The 15,000-nt window shown below is 59.3% G+C and carries 15 protein-coding genes; 9 read left to right on the forward strand and 6 right to left on the reverse strand.

The window, feature by feature from the left end:
* Positions 1-40 precede the first annotated feature (40 nt).
* The 4 genes from ACJRW5_RS24250 to ACJRW5_RS24265 form a co-directional block, all read right to left on the reverse strand.
* Positions 41-838, reverse strand: coding sequence for a cyclic nucleotide-binding domain-containing protein (locus ACJRW5_RS24250; protein ID WP_484573034.1), 798 nt, complete (start codon positions 836-838; stop codon positions 41-43).
* A 105-nt stretch (positions 839-943) separates the two neighbouring features.
* Positions 944-1,216, reverse strand: coding sequence for a TfoX/Sxy family protein (locus ACJRW5_RS24255; RefSeq protein ID WP_484573035.1), 273 nt, complete (start codon positions 1,214-1,216; stop codon positions 944-946).
* A gap of 99 nt (positions 1,217-1,315) precedes the next feature.
* Positions 1,316-1,660, reverse strand: coding sequence for a pentapeptide repeat-containing protein (locus tag ACJRW5_RS24260; RefSeq protein WP_484573036.1), 345 nt, complete (start codon positions 1,658-1,660; stop codon positions 1,316-1,318).
* An 84-nt stretch (positions 1,661-1,744) separates the two neighbouring features.
* Positions 1,745-3,307: a bifunctional aminoglycoside phosphotransferase/ATP-binding protein gene (locus ACJRW5_RS24265; protein WP_484573037.1), complete on the reverse strand. Its 1,563-nt coding sequence runs from the start codon at positions 3,305-3,307 to the stop codon at positions 1,745-1,747.
* Between the two features lie 115 nt (positions 3,308-3,422).
* Here ACJRW5_RS24265 and mrcB point away from each other — a divergent pair, with 115 nt between their 5' ends.
* The 3 genes from mrcB to ACJRW5_RS24280 all read left to right on the forward strand — a co-directional run bounded on the left by mrcB (position 3,423) and on the right by ACJRW5_RS24280 (position 6,818).
* A complete protein-coding gene (gene mrcB, locus ACJRW5_RS24270; RefSeq protein ID WP_484573038.1) occupies positions 3,423-5,741 on the forward strand; it encodes a penicillin-binding protein 1B in 2,319 nt (772 codons plus the stop codon).
* A 67-nt stretch (positions 5,742-5,808) separates the two neighbouring features.
* Entirely contained in the window at positions 5,809-6,489 is a 681-nt protein-coding gene (locus tag ACJRW5_RS24275; RefSeq protein ID WP_484573048.1) for a tetratricopeptide repeat protein, read from the forward strand.
* Positions 6,489-6,818: a YqcC family protein gene (locus tag ACJRW5_RS24280; RefSeq protein ID WP_484573039.1), complete on the forward strand. Its 330-nt coding sequence runs from the start codon at positions 6,489-6,491 to the stop codon at positions 6,816-6,818. The genes ACJRW5_RS24275 and ACJRW5_RS24280 overlap by 1 nt, the downstream gene beginning before the upstream one ends.
* 18 nt (positions 6,819-6,836) lie before the next feature.
* Here the strand turns inward: ACJRW5_RS24280 and ACJRW5_RS24285 are convergent, their stop codons facing one another.
* Positions 6,837-7,271, reverse strand: coding sequence for a DUF4124 domain-containing protein (locus ACJRW5_RS24285; RefSeq protein WP_484573040.1), 435 nt, complete (start codon positions 7,269-7,271; stop codon positions 6,837-6,839).
* A gap of 402 nt (positions 7,272-7,673) precedes the next feature.
* On the opposite strand from ACJRW5_RS24285, the gene ACJRW5_RS24290 reads away from it, so the two are divergent.
* Together ACJRW5_RS24290 and ilvN are read left to right on the forward strand one after the other, a co-directional pair.
* Positions 7,674-9,398, forward strand: coding sequence for an acetolactate synthase 3 large subunit (locus ACJRW5_RS24290; protein WP_484573041.1), 1,725 nt, complete (start codon positions 7,674-7,676; stop codon positions 9,396-9,398).
* A 1-nt stretch (position 9,399) separates the two neighbouring features.
* The gene (ilvN, locus tag ACJRW5_RS24295) at positions 9,400-9,891 is read left to right on the forward strand and encodes an acetolactate synthase small subunit (RefSeq protein ID WP_484573042.1); all 492 of its coding nucleotides are present in this window, start codon (positions 9,400-9,402) and stop codon (positions 9,889-9,891) included.
* Positions 9,892-10,152: 261 nt separating this feature from the next.
* Here the strand turns inward: ilvN and ilvY are convergent, their stop codons facing one another.
* The gene (ilvY, locus tag ACJRW5_RS24300; protein WP_484573043.1) at positions 10,153-11,034 is read right to left on the reverse strand and encodes an HTH-type transcriptional activator IlvY; all 882 of its coding nucleotides are present in this window, start codon (positions 11,032-11,034) and stop codon (positions 10,153-10,155) included.
* 124 nt (positions 11,035-11,158) lie between these two features.
* On the opposite strand from ilvY, the gene ilvC reads away from it, so the two are divergent.
* The 4 genes from ilvC (at position 11,159) to msrQ (ending at position 14,848) form a co-directional block, all read left to right on the forward strand.
* Positions 11,159-12,175 carry a ketol-acid reductoisomerase gene (ilvC, locus tag ACJRW5_RS24305; RefSeq protein WP_037057270.1) on the forward strand — a complete coding sequence of 339 codons (1,017 nt, stop codon included), beginning with the start codon at positions 11,159-11,161 and terminating at the stop codon, positions 12,173-12,175.
* 148 nt (positions 12,176-12,323) lie between these two features.
* Entirely contained in the window at positions 12,324-13,139 is an 816-nt protein-coding gene (gene pssA, locus ACJRW5_RS24310; protein ID WP_484573044.1) for a CDP-diacylglycerol--serine O-phosphatidyltransferase, read from the forward strand.
* 66 nt (positions 13,140-13,205) lie between these two features.
* Positions 13,206-14,216, forward strand: a complete 1,011-nt coding sequence (msrP, locus tag ACJRW5_RS24315; protein ID WP_484573045.1) for a protein-methionine-sulfoxide reductase catalytic subunit MsrP — start codon at positions 13,206-13,208, stop codon at positions 14,214-14,216.
* Complete coding sequence (gene msrQ / locus ACJRW5_RS24320; RefSeq protein ID WP_484573046.1) at positions 14,216-14,848, forward strand: protein-methionine-sulfoxide reductase heme-binding subunit MsrQ; 633 nt, start codon at positions 14,216-14,218, stop codon at positions 14,846-14,848. The genes msrP and msrQ overlap by 1 nt, the downstream gene beginning before the upstream one ends.
* Positions 14,849-15,000 lie beyond the last annotated feature (152 nt).

Raw genomic sequence — 15,000 nt, forward strand, 5'->3', positions numbered from 1 at the left:
AAACCCGGCATCTAGCCGGGTTTTTCGTTATCAGGGGAGATCAGGACTCTCCAGGCAGGCGCAGCTGGGTAACTTCCTTGTTCAGCAGATCGATGCGGCGCGCCATGCTCTCGATGAGGCTGTGGGCAATGCGCGGGTTGCTCTGCATCAGGCTGAGAAATTGCTCCTTGGGGATCACCATGACTGTGCAGGGCTCGCTGGCGACGACCGTGGCGCTGCGCTTCTCGCGGGTGAATACCGCCATGGCGCCGAAGATCTCGTCTTTCTGCACGTCACCGACTTTCTGTCCATCCACAAAGGCTTCGGCGTGGCCTTCGATGATGATGAACACATGGTCGGCCTCATCACCCTGGTGGATCAGCTCCTCGCCGGCAGCGAAATGCTGGAAGCCGGTGGCTGGGCGAATCTCCGGTTGCTTCAGGCGTGCCAGTGCATCGGAAAGCAGGGCAGTGTGACCGATCAGGTACTGGATGAACTGTTCCTGGCGCTGTTCATCGGCATGAATATGCTGGAACACCTGGCTGCGCGAGTAGGGAATCAGGCTGATGGGTTCTTCGCTGTTGTAACGGCAGCTCGGCAGGTCGATGCCTTGGCGCAATCCGACCAGATCACCTTCCTGCAGATAGAACAGTGGCCGTTCATCTACCACCGCATGGAGCAGACCGCTTTCGATGATGAACAGCTGGTTGCCAGGCAGAGCCTGCGCCAGGTCGTCGATCCGCTCCAATCGCAGAGGCTCGCCAGCAGGTTGCAGCCCTTCCAGCAACTGAGTGGGGATGCTTTGCAGACGATTGATCAACTGGTCGGCGTAGGCCGGTTGCTCCCCGAGTAAATACATAACCATAATTCCTTGAACTGGCTGTGCTGGCTGTCCGCACGAAGGTCCCTGAAACAATAGGCTGCGTGAGCGTTCGAGTAAATCATCTTGCGCCAGTGTTGTGAGCTAGCTCTTGTTGTCGCTTTGGACTTCGTCCAGTTTGCCGTTCAGTTCGGCCTTGTGCGCAGGAGGCAGTTCGTTCCAGTGCACGTCGAGCAGGGCGCCTTCGATGGCGTACAGCAACACCCTGGAGGCCCGGAAACCTCTGGCTCTGACTGCCCGGTAGGCGCCGACGGCGCCATAGCGACGAAGGTCGTTGGCGCTGTGTATGCCTACTGCATGCAGCCATTGGGCTGATGTTTTGCCTAGGTTCTTCAGATGTTGCAGTTCGTCGTTCATTGGGCCTCCATGCGTGCGGCTGAAAATCACGTTGGCGTGCCTGCTACAGAGTGTAGCGGCCTATTGCCTTGGTGTTTTTACGTCGCTGTATCCGCGCCATTACTTGGTGCGATAGCGCAAGCGGGTGCCGAAGTTCACTGACATGAGAATTTCGTCCGCGGTCAGTTCGACAGGGAAGTAGGCACCGGATATCTGCGCGTGTGCCAAGCTTGCGCCTTCTATCTTGGCATTGCGCAAGTCCAGGCCGCGAAGATCGGCTCCGCGAAAATAGGCGTCGGTGAAATTGACGGCTTCGGTATCCAGATTGCGTAAATCCAGCCCGCGGAAGTCTCCGCCCGACAGGTCGACCTCCACGCCTTTGGGCTTCTGCGCGTTGAAGCCTTGCACGTCGTCATTGTGCAGGAGGTGGTAAAGCGGATGATCAAGCTGGCGCGGCTGGCTCATGGCGGATACCGGTGATTGTTTCACCGGCAGTATAGAAGCCCTGCCGGGCTTTGCCCGGCAGCTGCAGACCAACTTGTGATGGGCTCAGATGCCCGGCAGGCGTTGGCGGATACGTTCGATCAGGCTGTCCAGGCTGGCGCTGTCATGGGTGTCGACGTGCTTGCTGTGGCTCTGCTCTTCTTCGCTGAGCGGTTCGCGACTGGCTTGCTGAGCCTTGATCACGTCCAGCGTCGCATCGGAAGGGTCCTTGCCCTCGCTCTGGCGCTGTTCCAGCCAACTGGCGATCACGGCTTCTGGTGCGTCACAGTCGAGAATCAGGAACGGAGCGCCTGTTTCCTCTGCAACTTCGCTGGCGGCCTGGCGTTGCGCTGCTTTCAGATAAGTGGCGTCGATTACCACCGGAAAGCCGGCTTGTAGTGCCTGACGGGCCAGCTGGTGCAGGCGCTCGTAGGTCGCCTGGCTGGCATCGTCGGTGTAGATACCTGCGGCCAGTTTGTCCTTGGCCTCAGCGCTCTGTTCGCCGAACAGGCGTTTGCGCTCGATGTCGGAGCGCAGGCGAACGGTACCCAGGGCCTCGACCAGGCGCATGGCTACATGGCTTTTGCCCACGGCTGACACACCATGGGTGATCGCCAGGAAAGGCGAGGGAATGGCGCTGTAGCTCTCGGCCAGTGCCGCATAGCCCCGGTATTGGCGGAGAATGACCGCGCGTTGCACGGGGTTCTGCTCCTGTCCCAGGCGGAACAGCGCCACCTTGCCGCGAACCATGGCGCGATAGGCCTTGTAGAAATTCAGCAATTGCAACGCGGCATAGTCGCCGGTGTGTTCCAGCCAGCCACTGACGAAGCGTCGTGCCAGGCACTTGAGGCCGCGGTCCTCGAGGTCCATGGCCAGGAAGGCAATATCCGCTGTCACGTCAGTCAGGCGGAAGGGTTCGTTGAATTCGATGCAGTCGAACAGCACCACGCGGCCGTCGATCTGAGCCGCATTGCCCAAGTGAATATCGCCATGGCATTCACGGATGAAGCCTTGCGCTTTGCGCTCGCTCAGCAGCGGTTGCAGTCGCTCATAGCTGGACTGCGCCCAGCCCTCGAGCGCGTCGAGTTGCTGCAGGTCCGCCTGGTCGTTGAGCATCGGGCGAATCTGCTCGAAGTTCTGCTGCACGGGGGCCATAACCGCCTCGGCAGTGCCCAGAGGATGCTGCTGAGCAACTTTGGGCGCCTCGAGGTGGAATCTGGCGATCTGCTCGGCCAGTGCATCGATATGAGCGTCACCCAGTTCGCCACGCGCCTGGATCGCGCTGAGTAGCTGCTCCTGAGGGAACTGGCGCATTTTCAGCGCATATTCGATGGCCGGTGTGCTGCCATCGAGGCTCGGGGCGTCTTCACTACCACCGATCGGCAGTACGTCCAGATAAAGATCCTGGGTCAGGCGCTGGTTGAGTCGCAGCTCTTCTTCGCAGAAGTGTCGGCGGGCGTCGAGCTCGGTAAAATCGAGAAAGCCGAAGTTGACCGGTTTTTTGATCTTGTAGGCATAGGTACCAGTGAGCAAAACCCAGGAAATGTGGGTCTCAATCACCTGAAACCCTTCCACGGGATGCGGATACAGGGCCGGGTTCTGCAATGCGGCAATCAGGGCTTGGCTCACGTTCGATCCTTGTTCTAGACGCTGTTCGAGCTGGGCATTATGGCCGCTGTGAGCTGCTCTGCAAACCATCCGGGCGGCGCTGCTGGCCCCAATTCAAAGTGCGTATAATCCCGCCATGACTCGAAAACGTTCCCCCCGCTCAAAGAAAAAATCCCGTCCTTCAGCCTTGCGCCCCTGGCTCGCCTGGGGGCTGAAGCTTAGCCTGGTCGGCCTGGTGATCCTCGCCGGCTTTGCTGTTTATCTGGATGCCGTGGTGCAGGAAAAATTTTCCGGCAAGCGCTGGACGGTACCTGCGAAGGTTTACGCCAGGCCGCTGGAGCTTTTCGTCGGGCAGAAACTTGCCAAGGACGACTTCCTGCGAGAGCTCGATGCGCTGGGCTACCGTCGCGAGAATGTGGTCGAAGGACCTGGTGCGGTTTCGGTCGCAGGCAACAATATCGAGTTGCACAGCCGTGGTTTTCAGTTCTACGAGGGCGCCGAACCGGCGCAGCGTGTGCGCGTGCGCTTCTCCGGTGATTATGTCGCTGGCCTGAATAAGGCTAACGGTGGTGATCTGGCGGTTGCGCGGTTGGAGCCACTGCTGATTGGTGGTCTTTATCCTGCGCACCAGGAGGACCGTATCCTGATCAAGCTGGATCAGGTTCCGGCTTATCTGATCGATGCGCTGGTGGCGGTGGAGGATCGTGATTATTTCGATCACTTCGGCGTATCGCCTAAGGGCATCGCCCGTGCGCTGTGGATCAACGCGACCTCCGGGCGTTTGGTACAGGGCGGTAGTACGCTGACCCAGCAGTTGGTGAAGAACTTCTACCTCACCAATGAGCGGACGCTGGTGCGCAAGGCCACCGAAGCGATGATGGCCGTACTGCTCGAACTGCATTACGACAAGCGCGAGATTCTCGAAGCCTACATGAACGAGGTGTTTCTCGGTCAGGACGGGCAGCGCGCGGTGCACGGTTTCGGTCTCGCCAGTCAGTATTTTTTCAGTCAGCCGGTTTCCGAGCTGAAGCTGGAGCAGGTGGCACTGCTGGTGGGGATGGTCAAGGGGCCGACTTACTACAATCCACGGCGCAACCCCGAGCGGGCCATGACCCGGCGCAACCTGGTGCTCGACTTGCTCGCCGAGCAGGGCACCATCACCGCCGAGGAAGCGGCGGCCGCCAAACAGAAGCCATTGGGGGTCTCATCTCGCGGCAGCATGGCCGATAGCTCCTTCCCGGCGTTCCTTGACCTGGTCAAACGCCAGCTGCGAGAGGACTACCGGGAGCAGGATCTGACCGAGGAGGGGCTGCGTATCTTCACCAGTTTCGATCCGATCCTGCAGCTCAAGGCCGAGGAGGCGCTTTCCGAAACGTTGAAGCGTTTGGCCGGGCGCAAGGGCGTTGAGCAGGTGCAGGCCGGCATGGTGGTGACCAACCCGGAGACGGGAGAGGTGCAGGCACTGATCGGTAGCCGACAGCCACGCTTCGCTGGGTTCAACCGGGCACTGGATGCCGTGCGGCCGATTGGCTCGCTGATCAAGCCAGCCATCTACCTTTCGGCGCTGGAGCGCCCGAGCCAGTACACCCTGACCAGTTGGCTGGAGGACGAACCCTTCTCCATCAAAGGCCAGGACGGTCAGGTATGGACGCCGCAGAACTACGATCGCAAGGCGCACGGCACCATCTATCTGTATCAGGGGTTGGCGCACTCGTACAACCTGTCCACGGCCAAGCTTGGCCTGGAGATCGGTGTGCCCAACGTGCTCAAGACCCTCGAGCGACTGGGCGTCGAGCGCAAGTGGCCGGCGTATCCGTCAATGCTTCTCGGCGCGGGGGCGTTGACGCCGATGGAGGTGGCCGGGATGTATCAGACCCTGGCCAATGGTGGCTTCAATACGCCGCTGCGTGGTATTCGCAGTGTGCTTACCGCTGATGGTGAGCCGCTGGGGCGTTACCCGTTCAAGATTCAGCAGCGTTTCGATCCCGGGGCCATTTATCTGGTGCAAAACGCCATGCAGCGCACCATGCGTGAGGGCACCGGTCGTTCGGTCTACAGCCAACTGCCCAGCTCCCTGAACCTGGCCGGCAAGACCGGTACCAGTAACGATTCACGCGACAGCTGGTTCGCCGGCTTCAGCCAGGACCTACTTTCGGTGGTCTGGCTTGGGCGTGACGATAACGGGCCGACACCTTTGACCGGTGCGACCGGCGCGCTACAGGTGTGGACAGGCTTCATGCGTAAGGCAGACCCGCTGCCGCTCGACATGCCCATGCCGGACAACGTGACTCAGGCCTGGGTGGATCGCCAAACCGGACTGGGCTCGGCTTCGGGATGCCCGAATGCCGTGCAGATGCCTTATATTCGTGGCAGTGAGCCCGCTCCAGGCTCGGCGTGCGGGATTCAGGCGCCGGTCGAGTCCGTTATGGACTGGGTGCGAGGCTGGTTGGATTGACAGCTGGATCGGGTGATCCGGTGTTACCTCAAGAGGATTGGATGTGAACAAGAAGTGGCTTGCCACGATGCTGGCAACAGCGGTGCTCAGTGGTTGCAGCACGGTACCGCGAGGCTCGATTCCCGTTATCGATGCCGGCGCTCCGCTGTCGTCTGGCGGTGACGACTCGTATTCGAATACCGCTTCGGCACCTACTCCGCAGCGTGTCGAAGAAGACTCCGGGGTGGTGGTGATGGTCCCGCAAGGTGCCACTTCGTCGCCGTTGCAGACCGGTGAGCAGCCAATGACGTCCAGCGGCGGGCTGACATTTGATCAACCGATGATCAATCAGCCATCGGCTCCGGTTCAAGGCGGCTTCGACAGTTCGGCCCCTCAAATGCCCAGCGGTATTCCCAGTGGCGGCGGCCTGGCGGCGGACGAGCAACTGGATGGCCCTGTCCTGGCTCTGCTGACCACTGCTCAGCAACAGCAGGGGGGGGGCGATCTCAATGGCGCGGCTTCCAGCTTGGAGCGTGCCCAGCGTATTGCCCCGCGTGAACCGCAGGTGCTCTATCGTCTGGCAGAGGTTCGCCTGGCTCAAGGTGATGCTGCCCAGGCTGAACAGTTCGCCCGCCGCGGCCTGACCTATGCCAGCGGCCGTCCTGCCCTGCAGGCCAGCTTGTGGAATCTGATCGCTCAGGCGCGTGAGCGTCAGGGCGACTCTGCTGGCGCCGCGCAAGCGCGTGAACGTGCTCGGGTCAACCTCTGATGGAGGTTCGTGTAAGTGAGTTGGCCGAGCACCTGCTGCTGATCGAGCGTGAGCTGCGTGTTCTGGGTTGGTGGCAGGAATCGGCGCCTAGCGACGAGGCGCTGGCCAGTCAGGAGCCATTCTGTGTCGATACACTGGCATTCGAGCAGTGGCTGCAGTGGATTTTTCTGCCAAGGATGAAGCAGTTGCTGGAAACCGGTGCGGCCTTGCCGTCGGTGTCGGGGATTCAGCCGATGGCCGAGATGGTCTATCGCGAGCAGCCAGGCGTTGCGCGTCGTCTGCTGGAGTTGCTTGGCGAGTTCGATCGGTTGTTGACGCGCACGCCCTGAGGGCGTGCGCATTTAATGTTACTTGCAGTTTTCCGAGATGGATTTCTTCAGCTCGGTGATGCGTTCCTGACGCTCATCTTCGCCGATGCGCCGCATTTCACCCTCGCTCTCGACTCGTACTCGCGGATTGTTTTCCAGCTGGGCCAGATTGGTACGAGCGCTCTCGCAGTACTGCTTGCGTTCGGCCTCTTGCTGCGCGACCTGGTCCTTGACCTTCTTGTCGATCGCTTCCTGTTCCGGATCAGGCTGCTCATCGGCAGCCGGTGCAGGCATGCTCGGCGTGGAGGTAGGCGGTGGTGCAGACGTGTTGATGGTTGTGGACTGCTGCCCCTGAGGCGGTTGTGCGCCGAAGTGGGTCACGCCGTTGTCATCCACCCATTTGTAGATCTGGCTGGCCATGGCCGATGTGCTCAGAGCGAGCAGCAAACTGCCAGTTAGAATCATGTGGCGCATGCTGTTTCCTTTATCTAGGGCTGCGGTGCTGCTGGTTACTATAACCAAAAGCCAGGGATCTTCATCCTGCGCTGCGTCACAGCAGCAGTTTGAATAATAGGTCAAGCATCTCTTGACTTGCCCACGCCGAACCCGAACAATCCAGCCTTCCCCCGTAGTGGAGTCCGCCGCAAGCGTCCTTCAGCTCGGGGTAAAGAGGCGCTACCCGCGCCGAACCGTGACACCCGCAACGCGTTACCTCGCGCTGGGAGGGCCAGCCCCGCAAGACCATGGGCTGCTCCGTTACTCGTCAAGCTGATGTTCCGAATCCACGATCACCATCGTGCATGTCTGCTGACAGTAAGAACCTACTTAGGGCTACCCGTTGGTGGGTGGCACACTGGCGTTCAAGAGGTGAACAACGTGGAGCTTTTATCTGGCGCTGAAATGGTCGTCCGCTTCCTGCGTGACGAAGGCGTTAAGCACATCTATGGGTACCCTGGCGGTGCTCTCCTGCATATCTACGATGCCCTGTTCAAAGAACCGGAAGTGACTCATATTCTGGTGCGTCACGAACAGGCCGCGACTCACATGGCTGACGGTTATGCCCGTGCCACTGGCAAAGCCGGTGTGGTGCTGGTGACTTCCGGTCCAGGCGCGACCAATGCCATTACCGGCATCGCCACTGCCTACATGGATTCGATCCCGATGGTGGTGATCTCCGGCCAGGTGCCGAGCGCCATGGTGGGTACCGACGCTTTCCAGGAAACCGACATGGTCGGTATCTCCCGGCCTATCGTGAAACACAGCTTCATCATCAAGCATCCTTCGGAAATTCCCGAGACCCTGAAGAAGGCGTTCTATCTCGCCGAATCCGGTCGTCCGGGTCCTGTAGTCGTGGATATTCCCAAGGATATGGGCGATCCGACCCAGAAGTTTGAATACGTCTATCCGAAGAAGGTCAAGCTGCGCTCTTACAGCCCGGCCGTGCGTGGCCACTCCGGGCAGATCCGCAAGGCAGCCGAGATGCTGCTGGCAGCCAAGCGTCCGGTCATGTACTCCGGCGGTGGTGTGATCATGGGTGGCGCTTCTGCACCACTGACCGAGCTGGCACAGATGCTCAACCTGCCGGTGACCAATACCCTGATGGGCCTCGGTGGCTATCCGGGCACCGATCGCCAGTTCCTCGGCATGCTCGGCATGCACGGCAGCTACACAGCCAACCTCGCCATGCATCACGCCGACGTGATCCTGGCTGTGGGTGCGCGTTTCGATGATCGTGTGATCAACGGTGCGGCCAAGTTCTGCCCGAACGCCAAGATCATCCATATCGATATCGATCCGGCGTCGATCTCCAAGACCATCAAGGCAGACATCCCAATCGTCGGTCCGGTGGACAGCGTGCTGACCGAGATGGTCGCCATCCTCAAGGAAATCGGTGAAACCCCGAACAAGGACACCGTTGCCAGCTGGTGGAAGCAGATCGATGAGTGGCGTGGTAGCGGTCGTCTGTTCCCCTACAACGAGGGCGACGGTTCGATCATCAAGCCGCAGACCGTAATCGAGACTCTGTGCGAAGTGACCAAGGGCGATGCTTTCGTCACCTCCGATGTGGGTCAGCACCAGATGTTCGCTGCGCAGTATTACCGCTTCAACAAGCCCAATCGCTGGATCAACTCCGGTGGTCTGGGCACCATGGGCTTCGGTTTTCCTGCCGCGATGGGCATCAAGCTGAACTTCCCGGAAGCCGACGTGGCTTGCGTGACCGGTGAAGGCAGCATTCAGATGAACATTCAGGAATTGTCGACCTGCCTGCAGTACGACCTGCCGGTGAAGATCGTCAACCTGAACAATGGTGCGTTGGGCATGGTTCGCCAATGGCAGGACATGCAATACAACAGCCGCTATTCGCATTCCTACATGGAGTCGCTGCCTGACTTCGTCAAACTGGCTGAAGCCTATGGCCACGTCGGTATGCGCATCACTCAGCTCAAGGATCTCAAGTCCGGTCTGGAAGAAGCCTTCGCCATGAAGGATCGCCTGGTGTTCCTCGACATTGCAGTCGACTCCAGTGAGCACGTCTATCCGATGCAGATCAGAGACGGTGCGATGCGTGACATGTGGCTGAGCAAGACGGAGCGGACCTAAGATGCGACATATCATTTCCCTGTTGCTGGAAAACGAACCGGGCGCACTGTCCCGTGTGGTCGGTCTGTTCTCTCAGCGTAACTACAACATCGAGAGCCTCACCGTTGCGCCGACCGAGGATCCGACGCTGTCGCGTCTGACCCTCACTACCGTCGGTCATGATGAGGTGATTGAGCAGATCACCAAGAACCTCAACAAGCTGGTCGAGGTGGTCAAGCTGGTCAACCTGTCGGAAAGTGCTCACATCGAGCGCGAACTGATGTTGGTCAAGATCAAGGCCACGGGCGCCCAGCGCGCCGAGGTCAAGCGCACCACCGACATCTTCCGCGGCCAGATCGTGGACGTGACCAGCAGCGTCTACACCGTTCAGCTGAGTGGTACCAGCGACAAGCTGGACAGCTTCCTCCAGGCTATCGGCACTGCGTCGATTCTGGAAACTGTACGCAGTGGCGTTACCGGCATCTCGCGCGGTGACAAGGTGCTGAGTATCTGAGTGACGTGTCGATGAAAAGCCCCGCCAGGAGCGTAATGCTGTTCATTTAAGGTTACAGACGTTGGCTCCCCTCTCCCATTTATGGGAGAGGGGCAGGGGGAGAGGGCTGAAAAGGCCGCAAAACTGCCAGTTTCCCCTCTCCCTAACCCTCTCCCCAAAGGGGCGAGGGGACTATCGCGTACGACCACTTCTTATGTGAACAGCATTACGCCAGGAGCGGGGCTTTTTATTGCCTGTCATTTGAGGAAGGCCGTGGTGACGCTACCGCTGCCGGTTCCAGAACGCTGCGATCAGCGGATCCTTGAGGCGCTTTTCCAGGGCGAACAGGCCGATGTCATACGCAGTCAGCGGCGGCTGAATATCATAGATGCGTATGCGTGCCGCCAGCGGGCTGTTGTCGAGGACGATCTGTGGCGCCACGCCGATACCGAATCCCAGGCTGACCATGCTGACGATGGCCTCGTTGCCGCTCACCTGGGCGTAGATGCGCGGCTTGATGTTGTGGCTTTTCAGCCAACGATCAGTGCGTGTTCGCGCCAACCCTTCCTCAGAAAGAATCATCGGCACGTCTTTCCAGTTTTCTGCTGTGGGCTGTCTGAGCTGCTCGTCGCTCAGCAGTTGCGGAGATTGTGGGCCGATGAAGCGCAGTTCGGAGCGGGTGATCGATTGAAAGACGACGCCGGCTGGCAAGTTGTTCGGGCGGGCGCCGATGGCAAGATCTTCGAGCCCCTGCTGTACCCGTTCGACTGCTTTCGCCGGGTCGCCGGTATGCAGTTTCATCTCGATACGTGGGTAGTCCTGGCGGAAGCTGCTGAGGATGTCATAGAGAAAGCTGTAGCTCGCCGTGACCGAGCAATATAGGGAAAGCTCACCGTGCAGGCTTTGCTGGTCCTGCATGAACGTCTGGCGGATGGCCTGCCAGCCACTCATCACGTCACTGGCATATTCGCGAAATTGTTGTCCCTCACGCGTCAGGCGCACGGAGCGGTTGTCGCGTACGAACAGTGCAGCGCCCACTTCTTCTTCCAGCTGCTTGATGCTGCGGCTGAGCGCGGAGGGGCTGACATGCTGCTCGCGGCTGGTCTTGCCGAAGTGCAGGTTGTCCGCGAGGGAGAGAAAAAGCGCGAGGCAGTGACTGTCCATTTGTGTTTCATATATCGGCACGTTGTGTTGCAAATATATCATTTTACGCAATGGGAAAGATCACCTAAGGTGCCTCTGTCGCGGTGCTCGCACCCATCCCTTTCGATTCAGAAGAGCCAAGAACATGAAAGTTTATTACGACAAAGATTGCGACCTTTCCATCATCCAGGGCAAGAAAGTCGCCATCATCGGTTACGGCTCCCAGGGGCACGCTCAGGCCTGCAACCTGAAAGATTCCGGTGTCGACGTCACCATCGGTCTGCGCAAAGGCTCCGCTACCGTTGCCAAGGCTGAAGCCCACGGCCTGAAAGTGACTGACGTGGCCAGCGCCGTTGCCGCTGCTGACCTGGTCATGATCCTGACCCCGGACGAGTTCCAGGGTCAGCTGTACAAGAACGAGATCGAGCCGAACATCAAGCAGGGTGCTACCCTGGCCTTCTCCCACGGCTTCGCCATCCACTACAACCAGGTTGTACCGCGTGCCGACCTCGATGTGATCATGATCGCGCCGAAGGCTCCGGGTCACACCGTACGCACCGAGTTCGTCAAGGGCGGCGGCATCCCTGACCTGATCGCTGTTTATCAGGACGCTTCCGGCAACGCCAAGAACGTCGCTCTGTCCTACGCTTCGGGCGTTGGCGGTGGCCGTACCGGCATCATCGAAACCACCTTCAAGGACGAGACTGAAACCGACCTGTTCGGCGAGCAGGCCGTACTGTGCGGCGGTACCGTCGAGCTGGTCAAAGCTGGTTTCGAAACGCTGGTCGAAGCTGGCTACGCGCCGGAAATGGCCTATTTCGAGTGCCTGCACGAGCTGAAGCTGATCGTTGACCTCATGTACGAAGGCGGCATCGCCAACATGAACTACTCGATCTCCAACAACGCTGAGTACGGCGAGTACGTGACCGGCCCGGAAGTGATCAACGCCGAGTCCCGTCAGGCCATGCGCAACGCCCTGAAGCGCATTCAGGACGGCGAGTACGCCAAGATGTTCATCAGCGAAGGCGCCACTGGCTACCCGTCGATGACTGCCAAGCGTCGTAACAACGCTGCGCACGGTATCGAAGTGATCGGTGAGCAACTGCGCGGGATGATGCCGTGGATCGCTGCCAACAAGATCGTCGACAAGACCAAGAACTAAGGTCTGCGATGTGCGAAAGAACGCGGCTTTATGCCGCGTTTTTTCGTTCTGTGGCGAGGCTTCTGGTATAAAGCCTGCTCGCGTAGGTGGCGAACTGAGTTCAGTCGCCCCTGTCGAAATCAGTCAAACCCGTTGCAAGGTGCTGTTCATGAGTGAAGGTCCCGAGGATCAAAAGCCGGCTGGCGACAATTTGGAAAGCCTGCTGCCGATCGACGAGCACATTGAGGAAGGGCAGGACGCCGAGGGGCGTAAGGTGCGCCACCGTGGCATCTATCTGCTGCCCAATCTGTTCACCACGGCAAACCTGTTCGCCGGTTTCTATTCCATCATCAACGCTATGAACGGCAACTTCTACGTTGCTGCCGCCACGGTGTTTGTCGCCATGGTGCTCGATAGCCTGGATGGCCGTGTCGCGCGGCTGACCAACACGCAAAGCGCTTTCGGCGCCGAATACGACTCGCTCTCGGACATGGTCGCTTTTGGTGTGGCTCCTGCGCTGCTGGCGTTCGAGTGGGCGCTGGGGAGTTTGGGTAAGGTTGGCTGGATGGTCGCCTTCATCTATGTCGCGGGCGCCGCGCTGCGCCTGGCGCGCTTCAATACGCAGATCGGCAGCGTCGACAAACGCTACTTCATTGGTCTGGCCAGCCCGGCTGCCGCGGGTGTCGTTGCAGGTACTGTCTGGGCATTCAGCGATTTCGGCATCAAGGGCTCGAACATGTCCTTCGCTGTTGCGTTGTTGGTGGCTGCTGCCGGCTGCCTGATGGTCAGCAACATCAAGTACTACAGCTTCAAGGACCTCGACCTGAAAGGTCGCGTACCGTTCGTGGCCATTCTGGCCGTGGTTCTGGTATTCGCCGTGGTGTTCAGCGACCCGCCGCGTATCCTGCTGTTGATCTTCCTCGCCTATGCGGTGTCCGGGCCGATCCAGTACCTGTTGCAGTTGCGTCGTCGCAAATCTGTCTGACGCTGTAATTTCTCTTCCACTCCGTGGTCTACAGTTCGTTTCTCGAACTGTAGTCGCGGGGTTGTCATGCTCATCCGAGTTCCTTCTTCCTCTCGGGCTCTCGAGTCCGAAGTCACGCCCGAGTCCGTCTATCTTTCCCGTCGCAAGCTGATGCAGAGCTCGTTGGCGCTGGCGGCCATGGCAGCCATGCCGGGCTGGGCAAGTGCCGAGTCTCAGGGCGTCTATGCCGATGTTGAGCCGGCGAAGGCTCCCCGCTGGTTCGACGAAAAGCTGGCGGCTACACGCTGGCAAGCGATAACGGTCGAAGGGGAGAGCATCACGCCCTTCAAGGATGCGACCCACTACAACAACTTCTATGAGTTCGGCACCGGCAAGGGCGATCCGGCAGCCAATGCAGGTAAGTTGCAGGTCGAGCCCTGGACGGTGATGGTCGACGGTGAGGTGGGCAAGCCTGGACGCTATGCCATCGAGGACCTGATCAAACCTCATGCGTTTGAAGAACGTGTCTACCGACTGCGCTGTGTCGAGGCGTGGTCCATGGTCATTCCCTGGTTAGGCTTCCCGCTGGCTGACCTGCTCAAGCAGGTCGAGCCGACTTCTGCTGCGCGCTACGTGCGTTTCGAGACCCTCGTGGACCCTGAGCATATGCCGGGACAGCGCTCGGGTTTTTCCTTGATCGACTGGCCCTATGTTGAAGGGTTGCGTCTGGATGAAGCCATGCATCCGCTGGCCTTCATGGCCGTTGGCATGTATGGGCGGGTCTTGCCCAATCAGAACGGCGCGCCTTTACGTCTGGTGGTGCCCTGGAAATATGGCTTCAAGAGTATCAAGTCGATCGTGCGCATCAGCTTGGTCGACGAGGCGCCCAAGACAACCTGGGAGCGCATCGCGCCGAACGAGTACGGCTTCTATGCCAACGTCAATCCGCAGGTCGATCACCCGCGCTGGTCGCAGGCCACCGAGCGACGGCTGCCCAGTGGGCTGTTCAGTCCGAACGTGATCGATACCCGGATGTTCAACGGTTATGACGAAGTGGCCGAGCTCTATGCCGGGATGGATTTGGCGAGGTTCTACTGATGCGCTATCGACTCTGGCGTATTGGTGTGTTCATGGCTGCCTCTGCTGCGCCTCTGTATTGGTTGTATCTGGCATTGTTCGGCATGCTCGGGCCAGACCCCGGCAAGGTGCTGGTAGACAATCTGGGGCTGGGTGCTCTGATCCTGCTGCTGATCACTCTGGCCATGACGCCCTTACAACAGCTCAGTCGCTGGGGGGGATGGATCGCCGTGCGGCGGCAGCTGGGCTTGTGGTGCTTTGCCTATGTCGTGCTGCATCTTTCGGGATACGTGCTATTCATTGCCGGGCTGCGTCTTGAATTGGTGCTGCGCGATCTTTATGAGCGTCCGTACATCATCGTCGGCGCGCTGGCGTTTGTCGGGTTACTGGTATTGGCCATGACTTCCAATCGTTTCAGCATCAGAAAGCTGGGGCGCAAATGGAAGGCGCTGCATCGTATGGTTTACGGCATTCTGCTGCTGGCGCTGTTGCATATGCTCTGGGTGGTCCGTGCGGACCTGGGGGAGTGGTTGGCATATGCACTCATTGGCAGCGCACTACTGTTGATGCGCTTCAGTGTCATCGCGAAGCTGTTGCAGCAGGCCGGTATCGCTTTGGGCGAAAGTCGTAAGAAAGTTGCAATAAAAGCTTGACGCGCATTCTGCTGGATGTAGAATGCGCGCCACTTCAGCGATGAAGCTCTTCAAAAACTTCTTGTTAATCAATAAGTTAAGTTTAAAAGAGGGGTTGCAAAGCTGGATCTGGCGTGTAGAATGCGCGCCGGTCGAGAGGGTGGTGGTTGAGC

Origin of the sequence: Pseudomonas pichavaramensis (assembly GCF_050473265.1) — a bacterium.
Classification (GTDB): domain Bacteria; phylum Pseudomonadota; class Gammaproteobacteria; order Pseudomonadales; family Pseudomonadaceae; genus Aquipseudomonas.